Raw genomic sequence first — 18,426 nt, forward strand, 5'->3', positions numbered from 1 at the left:
AAAACAACTGCTAAATGCATTTATTATCTTTCAAATTGTAATAACGAAAGTATTAATACATTAAAGTTAGCTTTAAATTCTGCTCTGTTTTAATTTCTCCTGAATTAATTAGTGTATTATTAATTTCGGAATTATTTTTTGCTCCCCATAGCACAGAAACAAATTTCACAGGATTATTTTTAAATGAATTTTGAGAAATAGTAACATTTACAATACCACGATGATTTAGTAATACTCCATTTTTTTCGTGAGATCCAGAGTTTGTAAACACTGAATTTTCTATAATTAAATTACCTCCAATTGTAGATTCGTCGTAGCCACCACGATAATAATCAACAACGTTTTGTTTTACATTATTAAACTCACAGTTTTTTATTGTTAAATATTCCGTATTGTAGTCGCCTTTATCATTTATTTCCTCAGATAATTCTAAACCATTTTCACAGTTTAAAATTGATGTATTAATAAAAGAAATTCGTTCTGCAAAAGCCTGTTTGTAAACTTTTAAGACGTAATTAAAATTTGTTATGGTAGAATTATAAACATTTAACCCAAAATGAGTAAACATATTCTCTTTTAAAGATGCAAATGCCTTAGTTTCATTATTACCTTTTAAGGTTACACCATCTAAACTTAAAAATCCTTTTGGGTTAAGTTCAAAAAGTGCAGAACCAGCCTTTCCGGTATATGTTATAATTGTTTCGTTTTTATCAGCCGATTTTACTGTTATGTTTTTTGAAATTTTTAATGAATTTAAAACTGAATAATTTCCTGCACTCAACAAAATTACATCTCCATTTTGTGCTTCATCAATTTTTTTCTGAATATCTTCTCCTGGAGCAACTTTAAAAATTTGAGCTTCACTAGTATTCTGTTCTTGTGAAAACCAAGATGGACCATATTTAGATTTATCTAATATATTTGGATTAACCGCTTCGTTAGAAACAAAAGCACCAATATTATTGTTTGACGCTCTTGAATTACCAAATATATCTTCAGTAATCTTATCAAAATCAAAACCTACGTATGGTTCAACATTTAAACTTTCAGTTGGAATATAAATATTTTCAGAAATGGCTTTAACTTCAAAATTTGAAGCCGACAAACCTTCTACTGCATTAAAATACCCCTCTTGATTATTTATAATATTACTTTTAAATGTTACACCCTCAATTTTATCGTGTGCAACAATTGGTAAACTATCTGCTTCTTTATTATAAAGTGTGTTGTTAGCTACTATGGTGCGAATAGGCACTGCAGAACGAATTTCTGAAGCAGGTAAAACATCTTTTTGGTCTGTATTAACACCAACACCAAATTGCCAGGGAGACACACAGTTTACGTAAGAGTTGTATGCAACCACAACATCGGTTACTTGGTTATACCTGTTTTGTGGAGATTTTGGAATGCCGTTCATAACAGCTAGTGGACTTCTAAAATTCTTTCCTATTAAGTTATAAAAATAGTTGTTAATTATAGTGTGTCCAGAATTAATTACTCGTATACCTCCAATATTTTCATTTATACCGTCACCTATAAAATAGTTTCCTTCAATAGTGCAATAATTTCCATGTCTAGTAACTAAAGAACCTTCGCTTTTATAAAATACATTATTTTTAAACTGATTGAAGTTTGTTTTACTTGAAATTATTTCAACCTCTCCATTACATTCTTCAAATAAATTATTTTCTACTAAAGTATAACTTGGTGCCATTGAGGTATAACTATCTCCTAATTGAATAGTTTCGCCGCTTGCTCCTCCTTTTGGTGGTCGAGGACCAAAATGATTATTTATAATTTGGTGATAATTATTAATATGTTCGTTTCCTTTTAAATCAATTCTAATAGTAGGCCCGCGATTGGTTTTTCCTGCAATATAACAATTACTCAAGGTGTTGTGTCTGCCCCAGAATTGCACCCAACGGTCAGAGTCGTCGCGTTCCATTTTATTAAAATCCTCAATAACACTATTTGTTAAAGTACAATGATTACCAATATTCTCATCATCCAATTTAAAATCAACCACATTTCCTTTAGCATACCCACCTTTAAAATGCAGACCATTTACAACTAAATAGCTACCTCCAAATTTTAAATGAGACACACCAGATATAATTACCTCGCCCTCTGTTTCTGCCTGTATTGTAATAGGGTCTTTTTCGGTACCATTAGCTTTAAAGTTTATTTCTAAATCTTTCCAAACGCCATTTTTTAAAACAATTACATCTCCTGGTTCGGCCTGCTTAATTGCAGTATTTAATGCATCTTCTGTATCTACTAAAATTTCATTGTTTATTGCACTTTTACTTTCACAAGAAATAATTAAAGTGATTAATAAAAGAAAGGAAAAAAGATTTTTCATAAGAATTTAAGTCTAAGTTTTAGTTTAGTTTTTATAACCTGGAATTAACATTAAGAAGAATTAATTTTCAGGACGCTCTTTGGAAAACCAAACTGGTTAACCAAATTGGTTTTCCAAAAATACTAATAACTTTTAATTATCAAAATGAATTTAAAAGAAATTAAGTAAGGAACATGTGTTAATTAACATAGTAAAAAAATAAAACTTAATTTAATTTTTGAAAATCATCTATTAAATTTTTCAAATATTTGTGTATTTTTGACAACCAGAACAGAACAGAACAGTTAATGCCTTTTTTATTAAAACTAAATTTAGAATCACCTAAATACCAGCAGATTGTAAATGCTGTAAACGTTGCGTTAGCTAACAATACTTTAAGTAGTGGCGATGCACTACCCTCGGTAAATACAATGTGTAAAACTTATAATTTATCTAGAGATACTATTTTTAAGGCCTACTCTATTTTAAAAGAAAACGGAGTTATAGAGTCTGTTCCTAACAAAGGTTATTTTATAGCAAATAATACAAGAAAAGTACTTTTGGTATTAGACACCTTTAAAGCATACAAAGAAGTTTTATATCACGCTTTTATAAATAATTTACCTAAAAAAGTAATTATTGATGTTCAATTTCATCATTACAATATAAATAATTTTAAAACTATTTTAAACCACAGTAAAGGCAAATATTTTAAATATGTGGTTATGAATTTTAACCACGAGGAGGTTCCCATAGTTCTGAAAGATTTTGATAATGATAAACTTTTGCTAATCGACTGGAATATTCATGCTAAAACAAATAATAACTTTGTATTTCAAGATTTTGGCAACGCTTTCGCGGAAGCTTTAAAAAAAGCAAAACCAGCGCTAAAAAAATACAAACGTTTTGTTTTTGTATATCCCGCATTTACTTTTCATCCTTTTGAAACTGTCACGTTTTTTAAACAATTTTGTAAAACTGAAAATATAAAATATAAAATCGTTACCAACATTGATGATTTTGAAGTTAAACAAAATGAAGCTTATTTAAGTGTAAGTGATCGGGTTTTGGGTATGTTTTTAGAACAATGCCGAAATAAAAACCTAGAACCGGGAACTCATGTTGGCTTTTTATCTTATAACGAAACACCAATGAAGCCCTTTATTTACAAAGGAATTTCGGTTATTTCAACCGATTTTAAAGCCATGGGAAACCTTGCTGCTTCATTTGTAAATCAAGATCAATCAATACAAAAATATATACCCACTAAACTTATTTTAAGAGACTCATTATAATGTATTATTTAGGATTAGACATAGGAAGTTCTTCTATAAAAGCAGCTTTGGTTAACACCGAAACCAGTAAAAGCATTACTCTTGTGCAAGAACCAAAACAAGAAATGGAAATGTACGCCGAAAAAAACGGTTGGGCCGAACAAGACCCAGACCTTTGGTGGCAACATGTTTGCAACGCTATTTCCCGTTTAAAAAGAGAAAACAACGTTACTAGCGAACAAATTGTTGGCATAGGTATTTCGTACCAAATGCACGGTTTGGTTATTGTAGATAAAGCAGGTAAACCATTACGAAAAAGTATAATTTGGTGTGATAGTAGAGCGGTTGAAATTGGTAATAACGCGTTCAAATCTATAGGCGAAAACACTTGTAATACCAACCTACTAAATTCTCCGTCAAATTTTACGGCATCTAAGCTAAGTTGGGTAAAACAAAACGAACCTGAAGTTTTCGAAAAAATTCACAAGTTTATGTTACCAGGAGATTATATTGCTTATAAATTCTCCAACACCATAAATACTACAATTTCAGGATTATCAGAAGGAGTTTTTTGGGATTTTAGTAAAGACGATATTGCCGATTTTTTATTAGACCATTATGGCATTCATAAAAACTTAGTACCCGATATTGTTGCTACTTTTGGTAAACAATCTGTTGTAAATGAAGCTGGAGCTAAAAGCAGCGGATTACTAGCAGGAACACCTATTTTTTATAGAGCTGGCGACCAGCCAAATAACGCTTTATCTTTAAATGTTTTTAACCCTGGTGAAGTTGCTTCTACCGGTGGAACCTCTGGTGTAATTTATGCGATCACTAATAATTTATCTGTTAAAGAAAGCTCTAGAGTAAACAATTTTGCTCACGTAAATTATTCAAAAGGAGATGAAGCACGCATCGGGAAATTACTTTGTATTAATGGCGCAGGAATTCAATATAGATGGTTGTTAAACAATCTCGCTGTTGAATCTTATGAAGACATGAACGAACTTACCAACAACATTCCTGTTGGTAGCGATGGCGTGTGTATAATTCCGTTTGGCAATGGTGCAGAACGCATGCTAAACAATAAAGATGTTGGTACGCGCATTTTAAACCTTAACCTCAACAATCATAATAAAGGGCATTTATGTCGTGCTGCTTTAGAAGGTATCGCGTTTTCGTTTGTATATGGCATGGAAATTTTAAAATCCGATGGCATAAAACCAACCGTTATACGTGCTGGAAACGATAATTTATACCGCTCAGAAATTTTCGCAAATACCGTAGCAACCTTAATTAATCAAGACATTGAAATTTACAACACAACCGGAGCAATTGGAGCGGCTCGCGCAGCGAAACTTCATGAAGGCGATTTCGAAGGCTTTGGTAAAGGCATTATGGAAAACGATTATGTTATGACTTACAAGCCATTAGAAGACAAAACACCTTACCTAGAGGCTTATAACAACTGGAAAAAAGAATTAGAAATTATATTAAAAAACAATAACTAAATTTTAAAAACATGGCATTAATAGGAAATAAAGAATACTATAAAGGTATTGGAGAAATTAAATTTGAAGGTAAAGAGTCAGACAACCCTTTAGCGTTTAAATATTACAACCCAGATCAAGTTGTTGCTGGCAAAACTATGAAAGAATGGTTTAAATTCTCGGTGGCTTACTGGCATACGTTTTGCGGACAAGGAAGCGACCCGTTTGGTCCTGGAACTTTAAACTTCCCTTGGGATGCTTCAACCAACGCTGTACAAGCTGCAAAAGATAAAGCTGATGCTGCTTTTGAATTTATTACAAAAATGGGATTTGGTTACTACTGTTTCCACGATGTAGATTTAGTTCGCGAAGGTAATTCGTTTGGCGAACTAGAATCTAACTTAGCGGCAGTTACCGAGTATTTAAAGGAAAAACAAGCTGCTTCGGGTGTAAAATTACTTTGGGGTACAGCTAACTGTTTTTCTAATCCAAGATACATGAATGGTGCTTCTACAAATCCAGATTTTAATGTGGTTGCCAGAGCTGGTGGACAAATTAAATTGGCTTTAGATGCTACTATTGCACTAAATGGTGAAAACTATGTATTCTGGGGCGGTCGCGAAGGTTACATGAGCTTATTAAATACCGATATGGGTCGCGAACTAGACCACATGGGACAATTCTTAACCATGGCTAGAGATTATGCCAGAGCTCAAGGTTTTAAAGGAAACTTCTTTATTGAACCAAAACCTATGGAACCAATGAAACACCAATACGATTTCGATTCGGCGACTGCTATTGGTTTCTTAAAAGAATATGGTTTAGACAAAGATTTTAAAATTAATATTGAAGTAAATCACGCTACGCTAGCACAACACACGTTTCAACATGAAATTGAAGTGGCAGCAAAAGCCGGTATGCTAGGTAGCTTAGACGCCAACCGTGGCGATTACCAAAACGGCTGGGATACAGACCAGTTTCCTAACAACATTCAAGAAACTACCGAAGCTATGCTTGTATTTTTAAAAGCAGGTGGCTTACAAGGTGGTGGTGTTAATTTTGATGCTAAAATTAGAAGAAATTCTACCGATTTAGAAGATGTATTTTTAGCACACATTGGTGGTGCCGATACCTTTGCTAGAGCTTTAATTACTGCCGATAAAATTATTTCGTCGTCTCCTTATGATAAGTTAAGAAAAGAACGTTACAGCAGCTTTGATTCTGGAAAAGGAAAAGATTTTGAAGCTGGCAAATTAAGCTTAACCGATTTATATGATATCGCTCAAGAAAACGGTGAATTACCTTTACAAAGCGGTAAACAAGAATTGTTCGAGAATATAATCAATCAGTATATCTAATTAAACGCTATTTTAATTAGAGTTTATAAAGAGGCTGACTAAAAAGATACATGTTTTAATTAATCTGAAATCGTTTTAGATTCTTAAAACTAACGAAAATCAATGTTAATATTCTGAAATAAATTTAGAATGACAGATTTTCTATCTTTTTAGTCAGTCTCCTCTTATATAAAAAATTGATTACACAGTGTAGAATTTAAAGTTAAAGCATAAAAAAAAGCTTCAATTTCTTGAAGCTTTTTGTGACCGCGGCAGGATTCAAACCTGCAACCTCTTGAGCCGTAATCAAGTGCGCTATTCAGTTGCGCCACGCGGCCGTTTTTTGTGGGTGCAAATATATGTTTTATTAATAAACCACCAAAATATATTTAATTTTTTTTGCAAGATATTTTCCCCTAAGTAATATTGCCAAAAACAAAAAAGGGTAATAACAAAATTTAAATAATTTCTGCGCTTAAACCAGCCTCTAATAGTTTTGAGCATCGTGGTTTTAAATCGTCGTAGCCACCAGTTTTTACGGTACATTTACCTTTATAGTGTACTAAAATAGCGCACTGCTCTGCTTGTTCTAAGGTATGCTCGCAGGCGTAAATTAAAGTTTCTATAACATGATCGAAGGTATTTACATCATCGTTATAAAGCACAATTTCATTTTGTGTAGAAATTTCTTCTTGTAATAATACGTCTTCTAAAGTTTTTTCTTTAACACTCATAAGATATAAAACACTAATTAATAAGTTTTTACTAATTTATAAATTTTAGGGCAACCCAATTATTTCTTTCTAACTTTTCTCTAAATTTTAACATTAACTTCTCGCAAGTTTCTTGAATTACAGGAATATCCTCTTTATAAAATCCGCTTAAAAATAATAATCCGCCTTTATTTAAACAAGATACGTAAGTGGCCATATCTTGCAACAAAATATTACGGTTTATGTTTGCTATTATAACATCGTAATTGTTTTTACCTAATACGCTAGCATCTCCTTCAATTACTGTTATGCGTTCGCAGTTGTTACGCTCTACATTTTCTAAACTATTTAAATAGCACCAATTATCATAATCTATAGCATCAATTGGTTTTGCTCCTTTTTTTTCGGCCAAAATGGCTAAAACTCCTGTACCGCAACCCATATCTAAAACTGATTTGTCTTTAAAATCATTTTTTAAGATGTGCTGAATCATCATGTGTGTGGTTTCATGATGACCGGTACCGAAACTCATTTTTGGCTCGATAACAATGTCGTATTCTACGCTAAATTTTTCATGAAATGGTGCACGAACTGCACAAGCATCGTCAACAACTATTGGGTTAAAGTTTTTTTCCCATTCGGCATTCCAGTTGGTTTGCTCTATTTCTTCGAAGGTGAAAGAAATTTCAAACTCATCAGAATTTAATATTTGAATATCTTCTAAAATAGATTGGTTCCACTCTTCTTTTTGAATGTATGCAGTTACGCCTTCTTCGGTTTCTACGAAACTCTCGAAACCAGCGTACCCTAATTCAGCTATTAAAATTTCTACAGCGGGTTGTTGTGGCTCTACTTTAAAATAATATCCTAAATATATTGTATTTGACATATTGCAGTTTTTTGGCTGCAAAGATAATTACTAAAAACTAAAGCTAGACTTTTGATTGTATTTTATAATAAAAAAACCTGCTAAGTGCTTTTTAACTTAACAGGTTATTATTTTTATAACTGGTTTTGGCAAATATGCCTGCGTTAGGGATTGAGGTATTGTTGAAGCTCACCGACGAAGGAGGTAGCGACTACCGAAAGCCCGACCTTGCCCAAAAGCAAGGTAACGTCCAAATTATTTTATTTTTAAAAGGCGTTTACTATGGCAAAGAAATCTTCGGCTTTTAGTGATGCACCTCCAATTAAACCACCGTCTACATCTGGTTTAGAGAATATCTCTTCTGCATTTGCAGGTTTTACACTACCGCCGTAAAGAATTGAAATGGTTTCGGCCACATCGTTACCGTATTTATCGGCTAATGTTTTTCTAATATAGGCATGCATGTCTTGGGCTTGGTCTGGAGAGGCGGTTTCGCCTGTACCGATTGCCCAAACTGGCTCGTAAGCTAAAACGATATTTTGAAATGATGCAGCAGGTAAGTGAAATAAAGCGTTTTTAATTTGGTTACCTACTACGGTTTCTTCGTTACCAGATTTTCTGTCGGCTAACTCTTCGCCAAAGCAAAAAATTACGCGTATTCCTTTTGCTAATGCTGCGTCTACTTTTTTGGCTAATAATTCATCGGTTTCATTAAAGTATTCACGACGTTCGCTATGGCCTAAAATAACGGTGTTTATACCTATACTTTTAAGCATTGAGGCACTAATTTCGCCTGTGTAAGCACCATTTTCTGCAAAGTGCATGTTTTGTGCTACAACTTCTATGTTGGTTTCTTTTAAAGTTTCGTAAGCGCTGTAAAGGTTTGTAAATGTTGGCGCTACCATTACCTCTGCATTCGAGGTTTGCTCTTGTGCTTTTAATGCTGTAATTAACGTTTGCGTTTGTGCTAAATCGTTATTCATTTTCCAGTTTCCAGCTACTATATTTTTTCTCATGATGTTTAGGTTTTATAATAATGCTACGCTAAAATACTTATTTTTTTATAGCTTCTATAAGTTTTTCGTCGTCAGCTTCAATAACATTAAATACAACGATTTCGCTAGCTTTATTTATTACCATATATCGAGGAATCCAGCTTATATTTACAAAATCTGCAAAAGCACAATCTTTTGCATTTGGTAAATAATAATGGTCGCCTTGAACATTATATTTTTTTATACCTTTTTTCCAAGCTTCTACGCCTCTATCTAAAGATAAAAACACATATTCTACGTCTGGAAATTGTGCTTGTAAATTTTTTACTTTTGGCATGTTTTTAATGCAATCGCTACACCAAGATGCCCAAATATCTATAACTATTGTTTTTCCTTTGTGCTTATTTAAAATAGATTGAAGTGTTACTTCTTGCTCTGTTAGTGTTACAAAATTATCGCTTAAAGCTTCTTGAGAAAATTGTGCAGGTTCCTGCTTGTTACAACTTAAAAATGTTACAACAGTTAAAATAACTAAACTTAGTTTTTTCATTTTTATTTAATTGAATTTTGATATCGCTTTCGCGGATTTTGAAGATTAATTGAGTTTTACTTTCGGGTCTAACCAAACATATATTAAGTCGACAAGAATATTAATAATTACAAACATAATGGCTATTATTAATACAGCTCCCATTATTATAGGCAAATCTAGTGTGTTTAAAGCATTTACAATTTCTTTACCAAGACCATTCCAACCAAAAATATATTCTACAAAAACAGCACCGGCTAACATAGATGCAAACCAACCAGAAATAGCTGTAACCACAGGATTTAAAGCATTTTTTACGGCGTGTTTTTTTATTATTTGAAACTCGCTAAGTCCTTTGGCTCTGGCTGTTCGTATGTAATCTTGATTAAATACTTCTAACAACGAATTACGCATAAGCTGAATAACAACTGCCAACGGACGAATACCTAAAACAATTGCAGGAAGTATTAAATTTTTCCATTTTATGTGCATGTCTTCACCAAAATCGTCTAGCTCGTAAAGGCTTCCTGTCATTTCTAAATTGGTATATTTATGAAGCACGAAACCAAATAACCAAGCAAATAAAATGGCGCTGAAAAACGATGGTACACTCATGCCTAATGTACTAAAAATTTGAATGGTTTTATCTAACCATTGGTCTTTGTAAAGTGCCGAAACAATACCAAAAGTAATGCCTAACAACATAGCAATAATTATTGCCGAAACTGCCAAAACGAATGTGTTTGGCAAAGTTTCTTTTAATACATCGCTTACTTTTTTTCCTTGTTTTGCAAACGATTCGCGCAAATAAGGCAACTTTAATGCAATTATAGTATTAGCTATGCTAAACAATTTTACAGCATTGTATTTACCGTTTTGTAAATAGGTATAGTGATTTTCTTTTTTTGAATGTAAAGATATTGGTGATAAATCGTTTAAATAGTAAAAATATTGGGTTGATAATGGTTTATCGAAACCGTACTTCTGTTTAACTAAAGTAAGCTGTTCACTATCTTCATTTTGTCCTAGCATCATTTGTGCTGGATCGCCCGGTAGCACATTAAATAATAAAAATATAACTGTAACTACTCCAAATAAAGTGAGTAAGGCGTAAGTGATTTTATTTAAAAGATAGCTTAACAGACAGTTGTTTTTTTGTTTTAGTAAACTTACTAAATTTTATTCTGGTTTTAATGTAATATGCATTAAAGCTGTAAACGAAGTATTGTTTTCTTTGTTAAACTTTTTTACCAAAGCTTCATCTTTTACAACATTAACACTATCTACTTTCTCTGGGTTTATAGCTTCAACCACCTGCTTTGTGCTTAACGAATCGTTTACAAAATACCCAATTTCTTCTTCGTGATTATGAAAAGGTTTGGGCTTGGTTTCAACTAAAGGTAATTTTAAATCTTCTATATCGTTCCAGTGTACTTTTTGCTTTACAGTACCTTTATCTAATTCTATAATACCTGGGTTGGCTCTTACTACTGTTTTTAGTGCTTTTTCGTCGCACAAATACCAAGCTAAATCTAAATTATATAATTTGTTTATTTGTTTTTTTGTGTCTTCGCCAGAAGCTGTTAAACCTATAACTTGATACCCGTTTTTACGAGCTGTATCTTGTAATTGTTTTAATTTTAAAGCCCCTTCTCGTTCAATATGCTCTAAACTATATGATATAATTACAATTAAGTTTTCTTCTGAAAGAAAATGTGTAGTTAAATCTTCTTCTTCCGTTTCTATAGAGAAATCGTAAATTGGTGGTTGGTAACCTTCCTTAATTACCTTAGTTTCTACGCCAATAAAATCGCCTTCAACAGATGGGTAAGACCCCATGGTTGTTATTACTTTTTCTTCACCGTTTACTTTAAACTTCCAATAATATTCTGTTTCTGCCTTTGGAGCATCTTCTGGTACAGTCATGCCCTCACTTATATTTGCTCCTATTTTATAAGCTCTAAAATCTTTTGCTGGCAAATGCATTAATACATAATAGCCAAACCATAACGATAAAATAAAGCTTAATAAAGCAATAATTGTTGTTGTTAACTTACCAAAAATTGGGTTTATATATTTTTTTCCAATAACTAAAATTAAAATAAAAACTAATAAAATTACATCTTTTGTAAAGCTTTCCCATGGTGTTAATTTTAAGGCATCGCCAAAGCAACCACAATCTTTTACCTTATCGAAATATGCTGAATAAAAGGTTAAAAAAGTAAAAAATACAATCATTAAAAGTAAACTCCAGACTGTAAATTTGGATTTATATCCAATTAAAAGGAAAACACCCAAAACCACCTCGAATACTACCACTAATACAGAAATAGCTAAAGCATAGGGCTCTAAAAAAGGTAAGTTTAAAACATCTGGACTAAAATATTCTTGCAATTTATAAGAAAACCCAAGTGGATCGTTTAGTTTTATTAATCCTGAAATTATAAACAAAACGCCAACAAATATTCTAGAAATACTTACTAATATCTTCATTATGTATTTTTATGTATGAATGTATAAATTTAGGCCGAACAACAGAAAATTTTAACTATTGTTTAAATGAATAAGTGCGAAAATGGAATAATTTATCATGTCTTGGTAATTGGCATCAATACCCTCGCTTACCAATGTTTTTCCTGCATTATCTTCAATTTGTTTTACCCTTAATAATTTTTGCAAAATTAAATCGGTTAAACTACTAACACGCATATCTCTCCAAGCTTCACCATAATCATGGTTTTTATCTTCCATTAATTTTTTAGTAATGGCAACTTGTTTTTCGTAAAGTTTGGTAGCTTCTTCTGTGTTTAAATCTGGTTGATCTGCCACACCCTTTTCAATTTGTATTAAAGCCATAATACAATAATTTATTATGCCAATAAACTCACTTACTTCGCCTTCGTCTACCTTTCTTACATCATTTTCTTGCAGACCTCGAATACGCTGTGCTTTTATAAAAATTTGATCGGTTAAAGATGGTAGCCTTAATATTCGCCATGCGCTACCATAATCGCTCATTTTTTTTACGAATAAACTTTTACAAGTATCTATAACGCTATCGTATTGTTTCGAGGTTTCTTGCATAAATAATTAGAATTTTGTGTAAATTTCGCTTAAATAGTTTAAAGTACAAAGTTCCGCGTTCAAAGTTTTAATTAGCCCCATAAATTCATGAATTAGTTCTTATTTTTGATTTTTAAAATTTGAATATTAAAATTTTATATGACAATTAATTGCAAAGGCAACCTCATCGATTTATCTACCCCTAAAGTAATGGGAATTCTTAACCTTACTCCAGATTCTTTTTACGATGGTGGTAAATATAAAAACGAAAAAGATATTTTAACAAATGTTGAAGGTATGCTAAATGAAGGGGCAACATTTATAGATGCCGGTGCCTACAGCTCGCGACCAAATGCAGATGATGTTTCGCAAGATGAAGAAATATCCAGAATTTTACCGGTAGTACAATTAATTTTAAAGTATTTTCCTGATACACTAATTTCAATAGATACATTTAGAAGCGATGTGGCAAAACAGTGTATTAATGCTGGGGCTGCATTAATAAATGATATTTCTGCAGGTAAATTAGATGATTACATGCTACAAACTGTTGCCAATTTAAAAGTACCTTACATAATGATGCATATGCGTGGAACACCAAAAACCATGCAACAACAAACTAATTACAATAATATTATTAAAGACATTACTTATTATTTCTCTGAAAGATTAGCCGCTGCAAAGGCCTTGGGAATTATAGATGTAATTATAGACCCTGGTTTTGGTTTTGCAAAAACAACTGAACAAAATTTTGAAATTTTAAATGCATTAGAACTATTTAAAATAATTGATAAACCTTTACTTGCAGGTGTTTCTAGAAAATCAATGATTTATAAAACACTAAACTCAACAGCAAGTGAAGCCTTAAACGGTACTTCTGTTTTAAATACTATAGCATTACAAAAAGGAGCAAAAATTTTAAGAGTTCATGATGTTAAAGAAGCTGTTGAGTGCGTAAAATTAATAAAAGCCTTACACCCATAAACGTTATGAAATATTTTTTTTTACTTATTATAAGCTTATTAATTCTTTCTTGCGGTAAACAAAAAACAGTAAAACTACCAGAAATAAATTATTCTAAAATTAGAGATGTTACTGATGTTTCGGCTGCTTACCTATTTTACAACGAAACCAAAAAAGATAGTATAGAATTAAATCGTAAAAACTTAATTAGCACCACAAATTGGTTAATAAATGTTGATAAGCGTTTAACACTAAAGCAAGTTATACCCCAAATACAATTTCTTCAAGATAAAAAAGCTAATGCCGGCCATAAAAATGAAAACTCTAAAAATTACTTTACTTGCAATGATATAAGTAAAAAAAACTTAGGATTTTTAGATTTTACAAATGTTAAGTACAAGCTATTAAAAAACCCAAATAAGCATAAAACCATAATTATTAATAGTCTAAATGATATTTTAATAATCAACAACAACAATTTAATAAAAACAACCTATAAAGAAAATTTTGAAGCTATATTAAAAGCTAACTTTAATACTAACGATGTTATTTTTCTTCAATTCTACAATCAATTATCTTTTCAAGATTATATAACTTTTAAATCTTTAATTCTGTATAAATTAGGTTTAAAACAACACATCTCGGACAACGAATTTATAATTTAATTGAATCAATTTTTACTACATTTACAAAAACGGCTTACCCTTGGAAATTTTTAAAAATATATTAAGTTTTAGTATTATAGATGTTATAGATGTTATTCTTGTAGCACTACTACTCTATTACGTTTATAAATTAATAAAAGGTACAGTTGCAATAAATATTTTTATAGGTATTATAATTATTTATTTGGTTTGGAAACTTACCGAGTTTTTAAACATGCAACTACTTACAAGCATTTTTGGTGGTTTTATTAAAGTAGGAATTATTGCATTGATTGTTGTTTTTCAACCTGAAATCAGGAAATTTCTTTTAATGGTAGGCTCAACAAACCTTAATAGAAGAAAACAATTTTTTAAACCTTTTAGTTTTTTAAAAACTGAAAATGAATTAGAAACGGAAACCGATATATCCTCTATAGTTTCTGCTTGCAACAAAATGAGTCAATCTAAAACCGGAGCATTAATTGTTTTTGAGCGAAATAACAATTTAGATTTTTTAACGTCTTCTGGTGATGAGATGAATATTAAAGTAACCCAGCCTATTATAGAAAGTATTTTTTTTAAAAATAGTCCGTTACATGATGGGGCTATTATTGTTAGCGACAATATTGTTAAAGCAACTCGAGTAGTACTTCCTGTAAATAACGACAAAGCAATTCCTAAGCGTTTTGGTTTACGTCACAGAGCTGCAATAGGTGTTACCGAAAAAACGGATGCACTGGCTTTGGCTGTAAGCGAAGAGACTGGACAAATTTCTTATTTTAAAGATGGGGAATTTGTTGTTTATCAAGATGTTAAACAATTGGAAAATTTAATCAGGAAAGATTTAAGTTGATTATGAATTGTAAAAACTGTAACAATACCCTTAGAACCGATTATAGTTTTTGTCCAGATTGCGGTGCTAAAGTTATAAGAAACCGAATTACAGCAAAAAGTTTGACTTTCGATTTTTTTGAACGTTTTTTCAATCTAGATAATACACTTTTTAAAACGCTTTGGCACATGATAATTAAACCACAAGACGTTTGTGGTGGTTACATTTCTGGATTACGTAAAAAATATTTAAACCCAGTAAGCATCTTAGCTATTTCGCTTACGGTATCGGGTTTGGTAATGTTTTTAATGAAAAAATTTGCATGGGAGCATATCGATTTTAGTAATATTGGTTATGTCCAAACCAGTTCGGGAGCAGCTGGCTCAGAGAAAATTATTTCTAAAACCATGGAATATAGTTCATTTGTATACTTTTTATATATTCCAATTATAGCGTTTTCAAGTTTTGTTGCCTTCAATTATAAAAAATATAATTTTGCAGAACACGTTGTTTCGGCCATTTATACACTTACTAGTTTTAGCCTTATTACTACAATTTATGCTTTAACTACACTGCTAATAAATCCGCAGTTATACATGAATACGGCAATGATTTACATTGTTTTTATGATCGTATTTTGTATTTATGTATCATATAAAAATTCTGAGAACAACCTAAAATCTTTATTTTGGAGAATTCCCTTATTCCTACTCATTGTTTTAATAGGTTATATAGGGACTTCTATATTAACAGTAGTTGCATTGTTTATAACTGGCGAAATAAGTCCGCAAGATTTTATCCCAAAAAACTAAGCTACTTTTTCTTGTAAAAACTGAACCTCGTAAAGGTTTTTATAATAACCGTTTTCTATTTTTAATAGTTCATCATGCGTACCTTGCTCCACAATTTTACCAGCATCCATAACTATAATTTTATCTGCTTTTTTAACAGTTGCCAATCGGTGAGCAATAACTATAGATGTTCTTCCTTTTGTAATTTTATCTGTAGCGTTTTGTATAAGTTGCTCTGAATACGAGTCTACCGAAGATGTAGCTTCATCTAAAACTAAAATACTAGGGTTTGTTACGTAAGCTCTTAAAAAAGATATTAGTTGTCGTTGCCCAGATGAAAGCATTACACCTCGCTCTTTTACATTGTAATTATAGCCATTTGGAAGACTAGAAATAAACTCATGCACACCAATATCTTTAGCTGCTGTAATTACATCTGCTTCAGAAACCTCTGGATGATCTAAAGTTATATTACTCATTATTGTATCGGCAAACAAAAATACATCTTGTAATACTACTGCTATTTGACTTCGTAAGGATTGTAAAGTAAATGACTTTATATTAATATCATCTACTAAAATATCGCCATCTTTTATTTCGTAAAAACGATTTAGTAAATTAATTATAGTAGATTTTCCTGCTCCTGTTGCTCCAACAATAGCTACTGTTTCACCTGCTTTTACATTAAAAGAAATTCCTTTTAATACTTCTTCATCTTGAACATAACTAAACTTTACATTATTAAACGCAATGTTTCCTTTAAAATCTTGAGCTATTTGAGTTCCGGCATCATCTATGTGTGAAGTGGTGTCTAATACTTTAAATACTCGAGTTGCCGCAACCATACCCATTTGTAAAGTATTAAACTTATCTGCTATTTGGCGTAATGGCCTAAATAACATAGGTATATACATTATAAACGAAATTAAAACCCCTTGAGATACATTACTACTCGCTACAATATTTAAACCGCCATACCAAGCAACTAACCCAATAGTTACCGAACCAAATAATTCTGCAATTGGAAAGAAAAACGAGTTATACCAAACCGTTTTTAACCAACCTTTTTTATGGCGCTGATTAATGGCTTTAAACTTTTCGTATTCTATAGCTTCTCGAGAAAATAATTGTAAAATTTTCATGCCCGTTAAACGCTCTTGCACAAAGGAATTAAGGTTTGAAACTTCTGAGCGCACTTCCTCGAAAGCCCTTTTCATATATTTTTGAAAAATTCTTGTGGCATAAATTAATAAAGGAAGCATTAATACTACTATTAATGATAATTTTAAGTTGGTATATAACATAAAACCAAATACTACAACCATGGTTAATAAATCTCGAATTATCATAAACAAACCTTGACCAAAAATATCGGCAATACGTTCCATGTCTGCTACAGATCGAGTAATTAAAACCCCTACTGATGAATTATCATAATATTTCATTTTAAAACTTAGCAAGTGGTCAAATAATTTAATACGTATATCTTTTACTAAATTTTGACCTAACCATGAGGCATAATAAATAAAAAGCAGCTGAAATATAGTTTGTAACACTAATGCAACAAGCATTAATGTAATATAAAATAAAAAGTCTTTCTCGTTTTTATTTACTATACTATCATCAATTGCGTACTCTGTTAATTTGGGTGTTGCCGCACTTAAACCAGCTAATAGAATAACGAAAAATGTTAAACTAAAAAATATAAACTTATAAGGCTTTATGTATACAAAAAGTCTTTTAAATAGTTTAAAATCGAAAAATTTATCTTTGGTTTCGCTCATTTTAATTTTATATCCTCTGGGTATTCAATATGTGTTAAGTATAAACCGTGTGCTGGCACCGAAAACCCTGCTTCACTTCTATTTTTTGATTCAATAATACTTTCTAAATCGTTAACTGCTATTTTACCAACACCTATATTTACCATAGTACCTACAATGGCTCGAACCATATTGCGTAAAAATCTATCTGCTTTAACTGTAAAATGAATTTCGTCTTCAACCTTATTCCATTCAGCTTTCATTATTGTACAATTAAATGTTTTTACATCGGTATTTGTTTTGGAAAAACATTGAAAATCTGTGTAATTAAAAAGCATACTTGATGCTTTATTCATTTTAACTAAATCAAGGTCTTGATTAAAAAAATATGCATCATTATAATTAAATACATTTTTTTTTGTCGCTATTCTATATAAATAAGTTCTACTTAAGGCATCAAAACGAGCGTGAGCATCATTTTTTACTTCAAATAAATTTTGAATTGCAATAGTTTTTGGTAAAAACGAATTGAGCTTATAAACCAAATTACCAGGCAATTCTTTATCACTTTCAAAATGAGCATACATTTGTTTAGCATGCACGCCTGCATCGGTTCTACCAGCTCCAACTATACTTGTTTTAGTATTTAATAGAGTAGATAGTGCTTTTTCAATAACTTCTTGTACGGTAATTGCATTGGGCTGATTTTGCCACCCATGATAATTGGTGCCATTATATGAAAGTTCTAAAAAATACCTCAATCTGTTTTAATACTTTTGTGAAAACACAAAGATAGGCAGTTTTTACAATTTCAAAGAAAACT

Annotated in this window: 17 protein-coding genes and 1 tRNA gene; 7 read left to right on the top strand and 11 right to left on the bottom strand. The window is 31.4% G+C overall.

Annotated elements, in window-relative coordinates; all coding sequences use genetic code 11:
* Nucleotides 1–52: 52 nt before the first annotated feature.
* Nucleotides 53–2,362 carry a chondroitinase-B domain-containing protein gene (locus LG649_RS14950; RefSeq protein ID WP_226544628.1) on the bottom strand — a complete coding sequence of 770 codons (2,310 nt, stop codon included), beginning with the start codon at nucleotides 2,360–2,362 and terminating at the stop codon, nucleotides 53–55.
* A gap of 287 nt (nucleotides 2,363–2,649) precedes the next feature.
* Here LG649_RS14950 and LG649_RS14955 point away from each other — a divergent pair, with 287 nt between their 5' ends.
* From LG649_RS14955 to xylA, 3 genes are read left to right on the top strand one after another with little or no spacing between them, the layout of a single operon-like run.
* The gene (locus LG649_RS14955) at nucleotides 2,650–3,636 is read left to right on the top strand and encodes a GntR family transcriptional regulator (protein WP_226544629.1); all 987 of its coding nucleotides are present in this window, start codon (nucleotides 2,650–2,652) and stop codon (nucleotides 3,634–3,636) included.
* Nucleotides 3,636–5,126, top strand: a complete 1,491-nt coding sequence (locus LG649_RS14960) for a xylulokinase (protein ID WP_226544630.1) — start codon at nucleotides 3,636–3,638, stop codon at nucleotides 5,124–5,126. Before LG649_RS14955 ends, LG649_RS14960 begins: the two co-directional genes overlap by 1 nt.
* 11 nt (nucleotides 5,127–5,137) lie before the next feature.
* Nucleotides 5,138–6,463: a xylose isomerase gene (gene xylA, locus LG649_RS14965; RefSeq protein WP_226544631.1), complete on the top strand. Its 1,326-nt coding sequence runs from the start codon at nucleotides 5,138–5,140 to the stop codon at nucleotides 6,461–6,463.
* 243 nt (nucleotides 6,464–6,706) lie between these two features.
* On the opposite strand, the gene LG649_RS14970 is transcribed toward xylA, so the two are convergent.
* The 8 genes from LG649_RS14970 to LG649_RS15005 form a co-directional block, all read right to left on the bottom strand.
* Nucleotides 6,707–6,780, bottom strand: a tRNA-Arg gene (locus LG649_RS14970).
* 120 nt (nucleotides 6,781–6,900) lie between these two features.
* Nucleotides 6,901–7,176, bottom strand: coding sequence for an ATP-dependent Clp protease adaptor ClpS (locus LG649_RS14975; RefSeq protein WP_226544632.1), 276 nt, complete (start codon nucleotides 7,174–7,176; stop codon nucleotides 6,901–6,903).
* A 31-nt stretch (nucleotides 7,177–7,207) separates the two neighbouring features.
* Nucleotides 7,208–8,044: a 50S ribosomal protein L11 methyltransferase gene (gene prmA, locus LG649_RS14980; protein ID WP_226544633.1), complete on the bottom strand. Its 837-nt coding sequence runs from the start codon at nucleotides 8,042–8,044 to the stop codon at nucleotides 7,208–7,210.
* Between the two features lie 245 nt (nucleotides 8,045–8,289).
* A complete protein-coding gene (tpiA, locus tag LG649_RS14985; protein ID WP_226544634.1) occupies nucleotides 8,290–9,039 on the bottom strand; it encodes a triose-phosphate isomerase in 750 nt (249 codons plus the stop codon).
* Between the two features lie 37 nt (nucleotides 9,040–9,076).
* Nucleotides 9,077–9,568, bottom strand: coding sequence for a TlpA family protein disulfide reductase (locus LG649_RS14990; protein ID WP_226544635.1), 492 nt, complete (start codon nucleotides 9,566–9,568; stop codon nucleotides 9,077–9,079).
* 45 nt (nucleotides 9,569–9,613) lie between these two features.
* Entirely contained in the window at nucleotides 9,614–10,690 is a 1,077-nt protein-coding gene (locus tag LG649_RS14995) for an ABC transporter permease (RefSeq protein ID WP_226544681.1), read from the bottom strand.
* A 36-nt stretch (nucleotides 10,691–10,726) separates the two neighbouring features.
* A complete protein-coding gene (locus LG649_RS15000) occupies nucleotides 10,727–12,040 on the bottom strand; it encodes a BT_3928 family protein (protein ID WP_226544636.1) in 1,314 nt (437 codons plus the stop codon).
* A 51-nt stretch (nucleotides 12,041–12,091) separates the two neighbouring features.
* Entirely contained in the window at nucleotides 12,092–12,631 is a 540-nt protein-coding gene (locus LG649_RS15005) for a DUF1599 domain-containing protein (RefSeq protein ID WP_226544637.1), read from the bottom strand.
* Between the two features lie 138 nt (nucleotides 12,632–12,769).
* Here LG649_RS15005 and folP point away from each other — a divergent pair, with 138 nt between their 5' ends.
* From folP to LG649_RS15025, 4 genes are read left to right on the top strand one after another with little or no spacing between them, the layout of a single operon-like run.
* Complete coding sequence (gene folP / locus LG649_RS15010) at nucleotides 12,770–13,594, top strand: dihydropteroate synthase (protein WP_226544638.1); 825 nt, start codon at nucleotides 12,770–12,772, stop codon at nucleotides 13,592–13,594.
* A gap of 5 nt (nucleotides 13,595–13,599) precedes the next feature.
* Complete coding sequence (locus LG649_RS15015) at nucleotides 13,600–14,238, top strand: hypothetical protein (protein WP_226544639.1); 639 nt, start codon at nucleotides 13,600–13,602, stop codon at nucleotides 14,236–14,238.
* Between the two features lie 40 nt (nucleotides 14,239–14,278).
* Complete coding sequence (locus tag LG649_RS15020; RefSeq protein ID WP_226544640.1) at nucleotides 14,279–15,070, top strand: diadenylate cyclase; 792 nt, start codon at nucleotides 14,279–14,281, stop codon at nucleotides 15,068–15,070.
* A gap of 2 nt (nucleotides 15,071–15,072) precedes the next feature.
* A complete protein-coding gene (locus LG649_RS15025; RefSeq protein ID WP_226544641.1) occupies nucleotides 15,073–15,861 on the top strand; it encodes a DUF3667 domain-containing protein in 789 nt (262 codons plus the stop codon).
* Here the strand turns inward: LG649_RS15025 and LG649_RS15030 are convergent.
* Nucleotides 15,858–17,624: an ABC transporter ATP-binding protein gene (locus LG649_RS15030; protein ID WP_226544642.1), complete on the bottom strand. Its 1,767-nt coding sequence runs from the start codon at nucleotides 17,622–17,624 to the stop codon at nucleotides 15,858–15,860. The genes LG649_RS15025 and LG649_RS15030 overlap by 4 nt on opposite strands.
* Entirely contained in the window at nucleotides 17,621–18,364 is a 744-nt protein-coding gene (gene truA, locus LG649_RS15035) for a tRNA pseudouridine(38-40) synthase TruA (protein ID WP_226544643.1), read from the bottom strand. Before truA ends, LG649_RS15030 begins: the two co-directional genes overlap by 4 nt.
* Between the last annotated feature and the right edge of the window lie 62 nt (nucleotides 18,365–18,426).

It is taken from the genome of Neotamlana laminarinivorans (assembly GCF_020523925.1).
Classification (GTDB): Bacteria; Bacteroidota; Bacteroidia; order Flavobacteriales; family Flavobacteriaceae; genus Neotamlana; species Neotamlana laminarinivorans.

Coding starts and splice junctions, on each gene's coding strand:
- LG649_RS15030 (WP_226544642.1), bottom strand. CDS start 17,624: ATGAGCGAAACCAAAGATAAATTTTTCGATTTTAAACTATTTAAAAGA.
- LG649_RS14950 (WP_226544628.1), bottom strand. CDS start 2,362: ATGAAAAATCTTTTTTCCTTTCTTTTATTAATCACTTTAATTATTTCT.
- LG649_RS14960 (WP_226544630.1), top strand. CDS start 3,636: ATGTATTATTTAGGATTAGACATAGGAAGTTCTTCTATAAAAGCAGCT.
- xylA (WP_226544631.1), top strand. CDS start 5,138: ATGGCATTAATAGGAAATAAAGAATACTATAAAGGTATTGGAGAAATT.
- LG649_RS15000 (WP_226544636.1), bottom strand. CDS start 12,040: ATGAAGATATTAGTAAGTATTTCTAGAATATTTGTTGGCGTTTTGTTT.
- LG649_RS15015 (WP_226544639.1), top strand. CDS start 13,600: ATGAAATATTTTTTTTTACTTATTATAAGCTTATTAATTCTTTCTTGC.
- LG649_RS14990 (WP_226544635.1), bottom strand. CDS start 9,568: ATGAAAAAACTAAGTTTAGTTATTTTAACTGTTGTAACATTTTTAAGT.
- prmA (WP_226544633.1), bottom strand. CDS start 8,044: ATGTCAAATACAATATATTTAGGATATTATTTTAAAGTAGAGCCACAA.
- LG649_RS14975 (WP_226544632.1), bottom strand. CDS start 7,176: ATGAGTGTTAAAGAAAAAACTTTAGAAGACGTATTATTACAAGAAGAA.
- folP (WP_226544638.1), top strand. CDS start 12,770: ATGACAATTAATTGCAAAGGCAACCTCATCGATTTATCTACCCCTAAA.
- LG649_RS15025 (WP_226544641.1), top strand. CDS start 15,073: ATGAATTGTAAAAACTGTAACAATACCCTTAGAACCGATTATAGTTTT.
- LG649_RS14955 (WP_226544629.1), top strand. CDS start 2,650: ATGCCTTTTTTATTAAAACTAAATTTAGAATCACCTAAATACCAGCAG.
- tpiA (WP_226544634.1), bottom strand. CDS start 9,039: ATGAGAAAAAATATAGTAGCTGGAAACTGGAAAATGAATAACGATTTA.
- LG649_RS15005 (WP_226544637.1), bottom strand. CDS start 12,631: ATGCAAGAAACCTCGAAACAATACGATAGCGTTATAGATACTTGTAAA.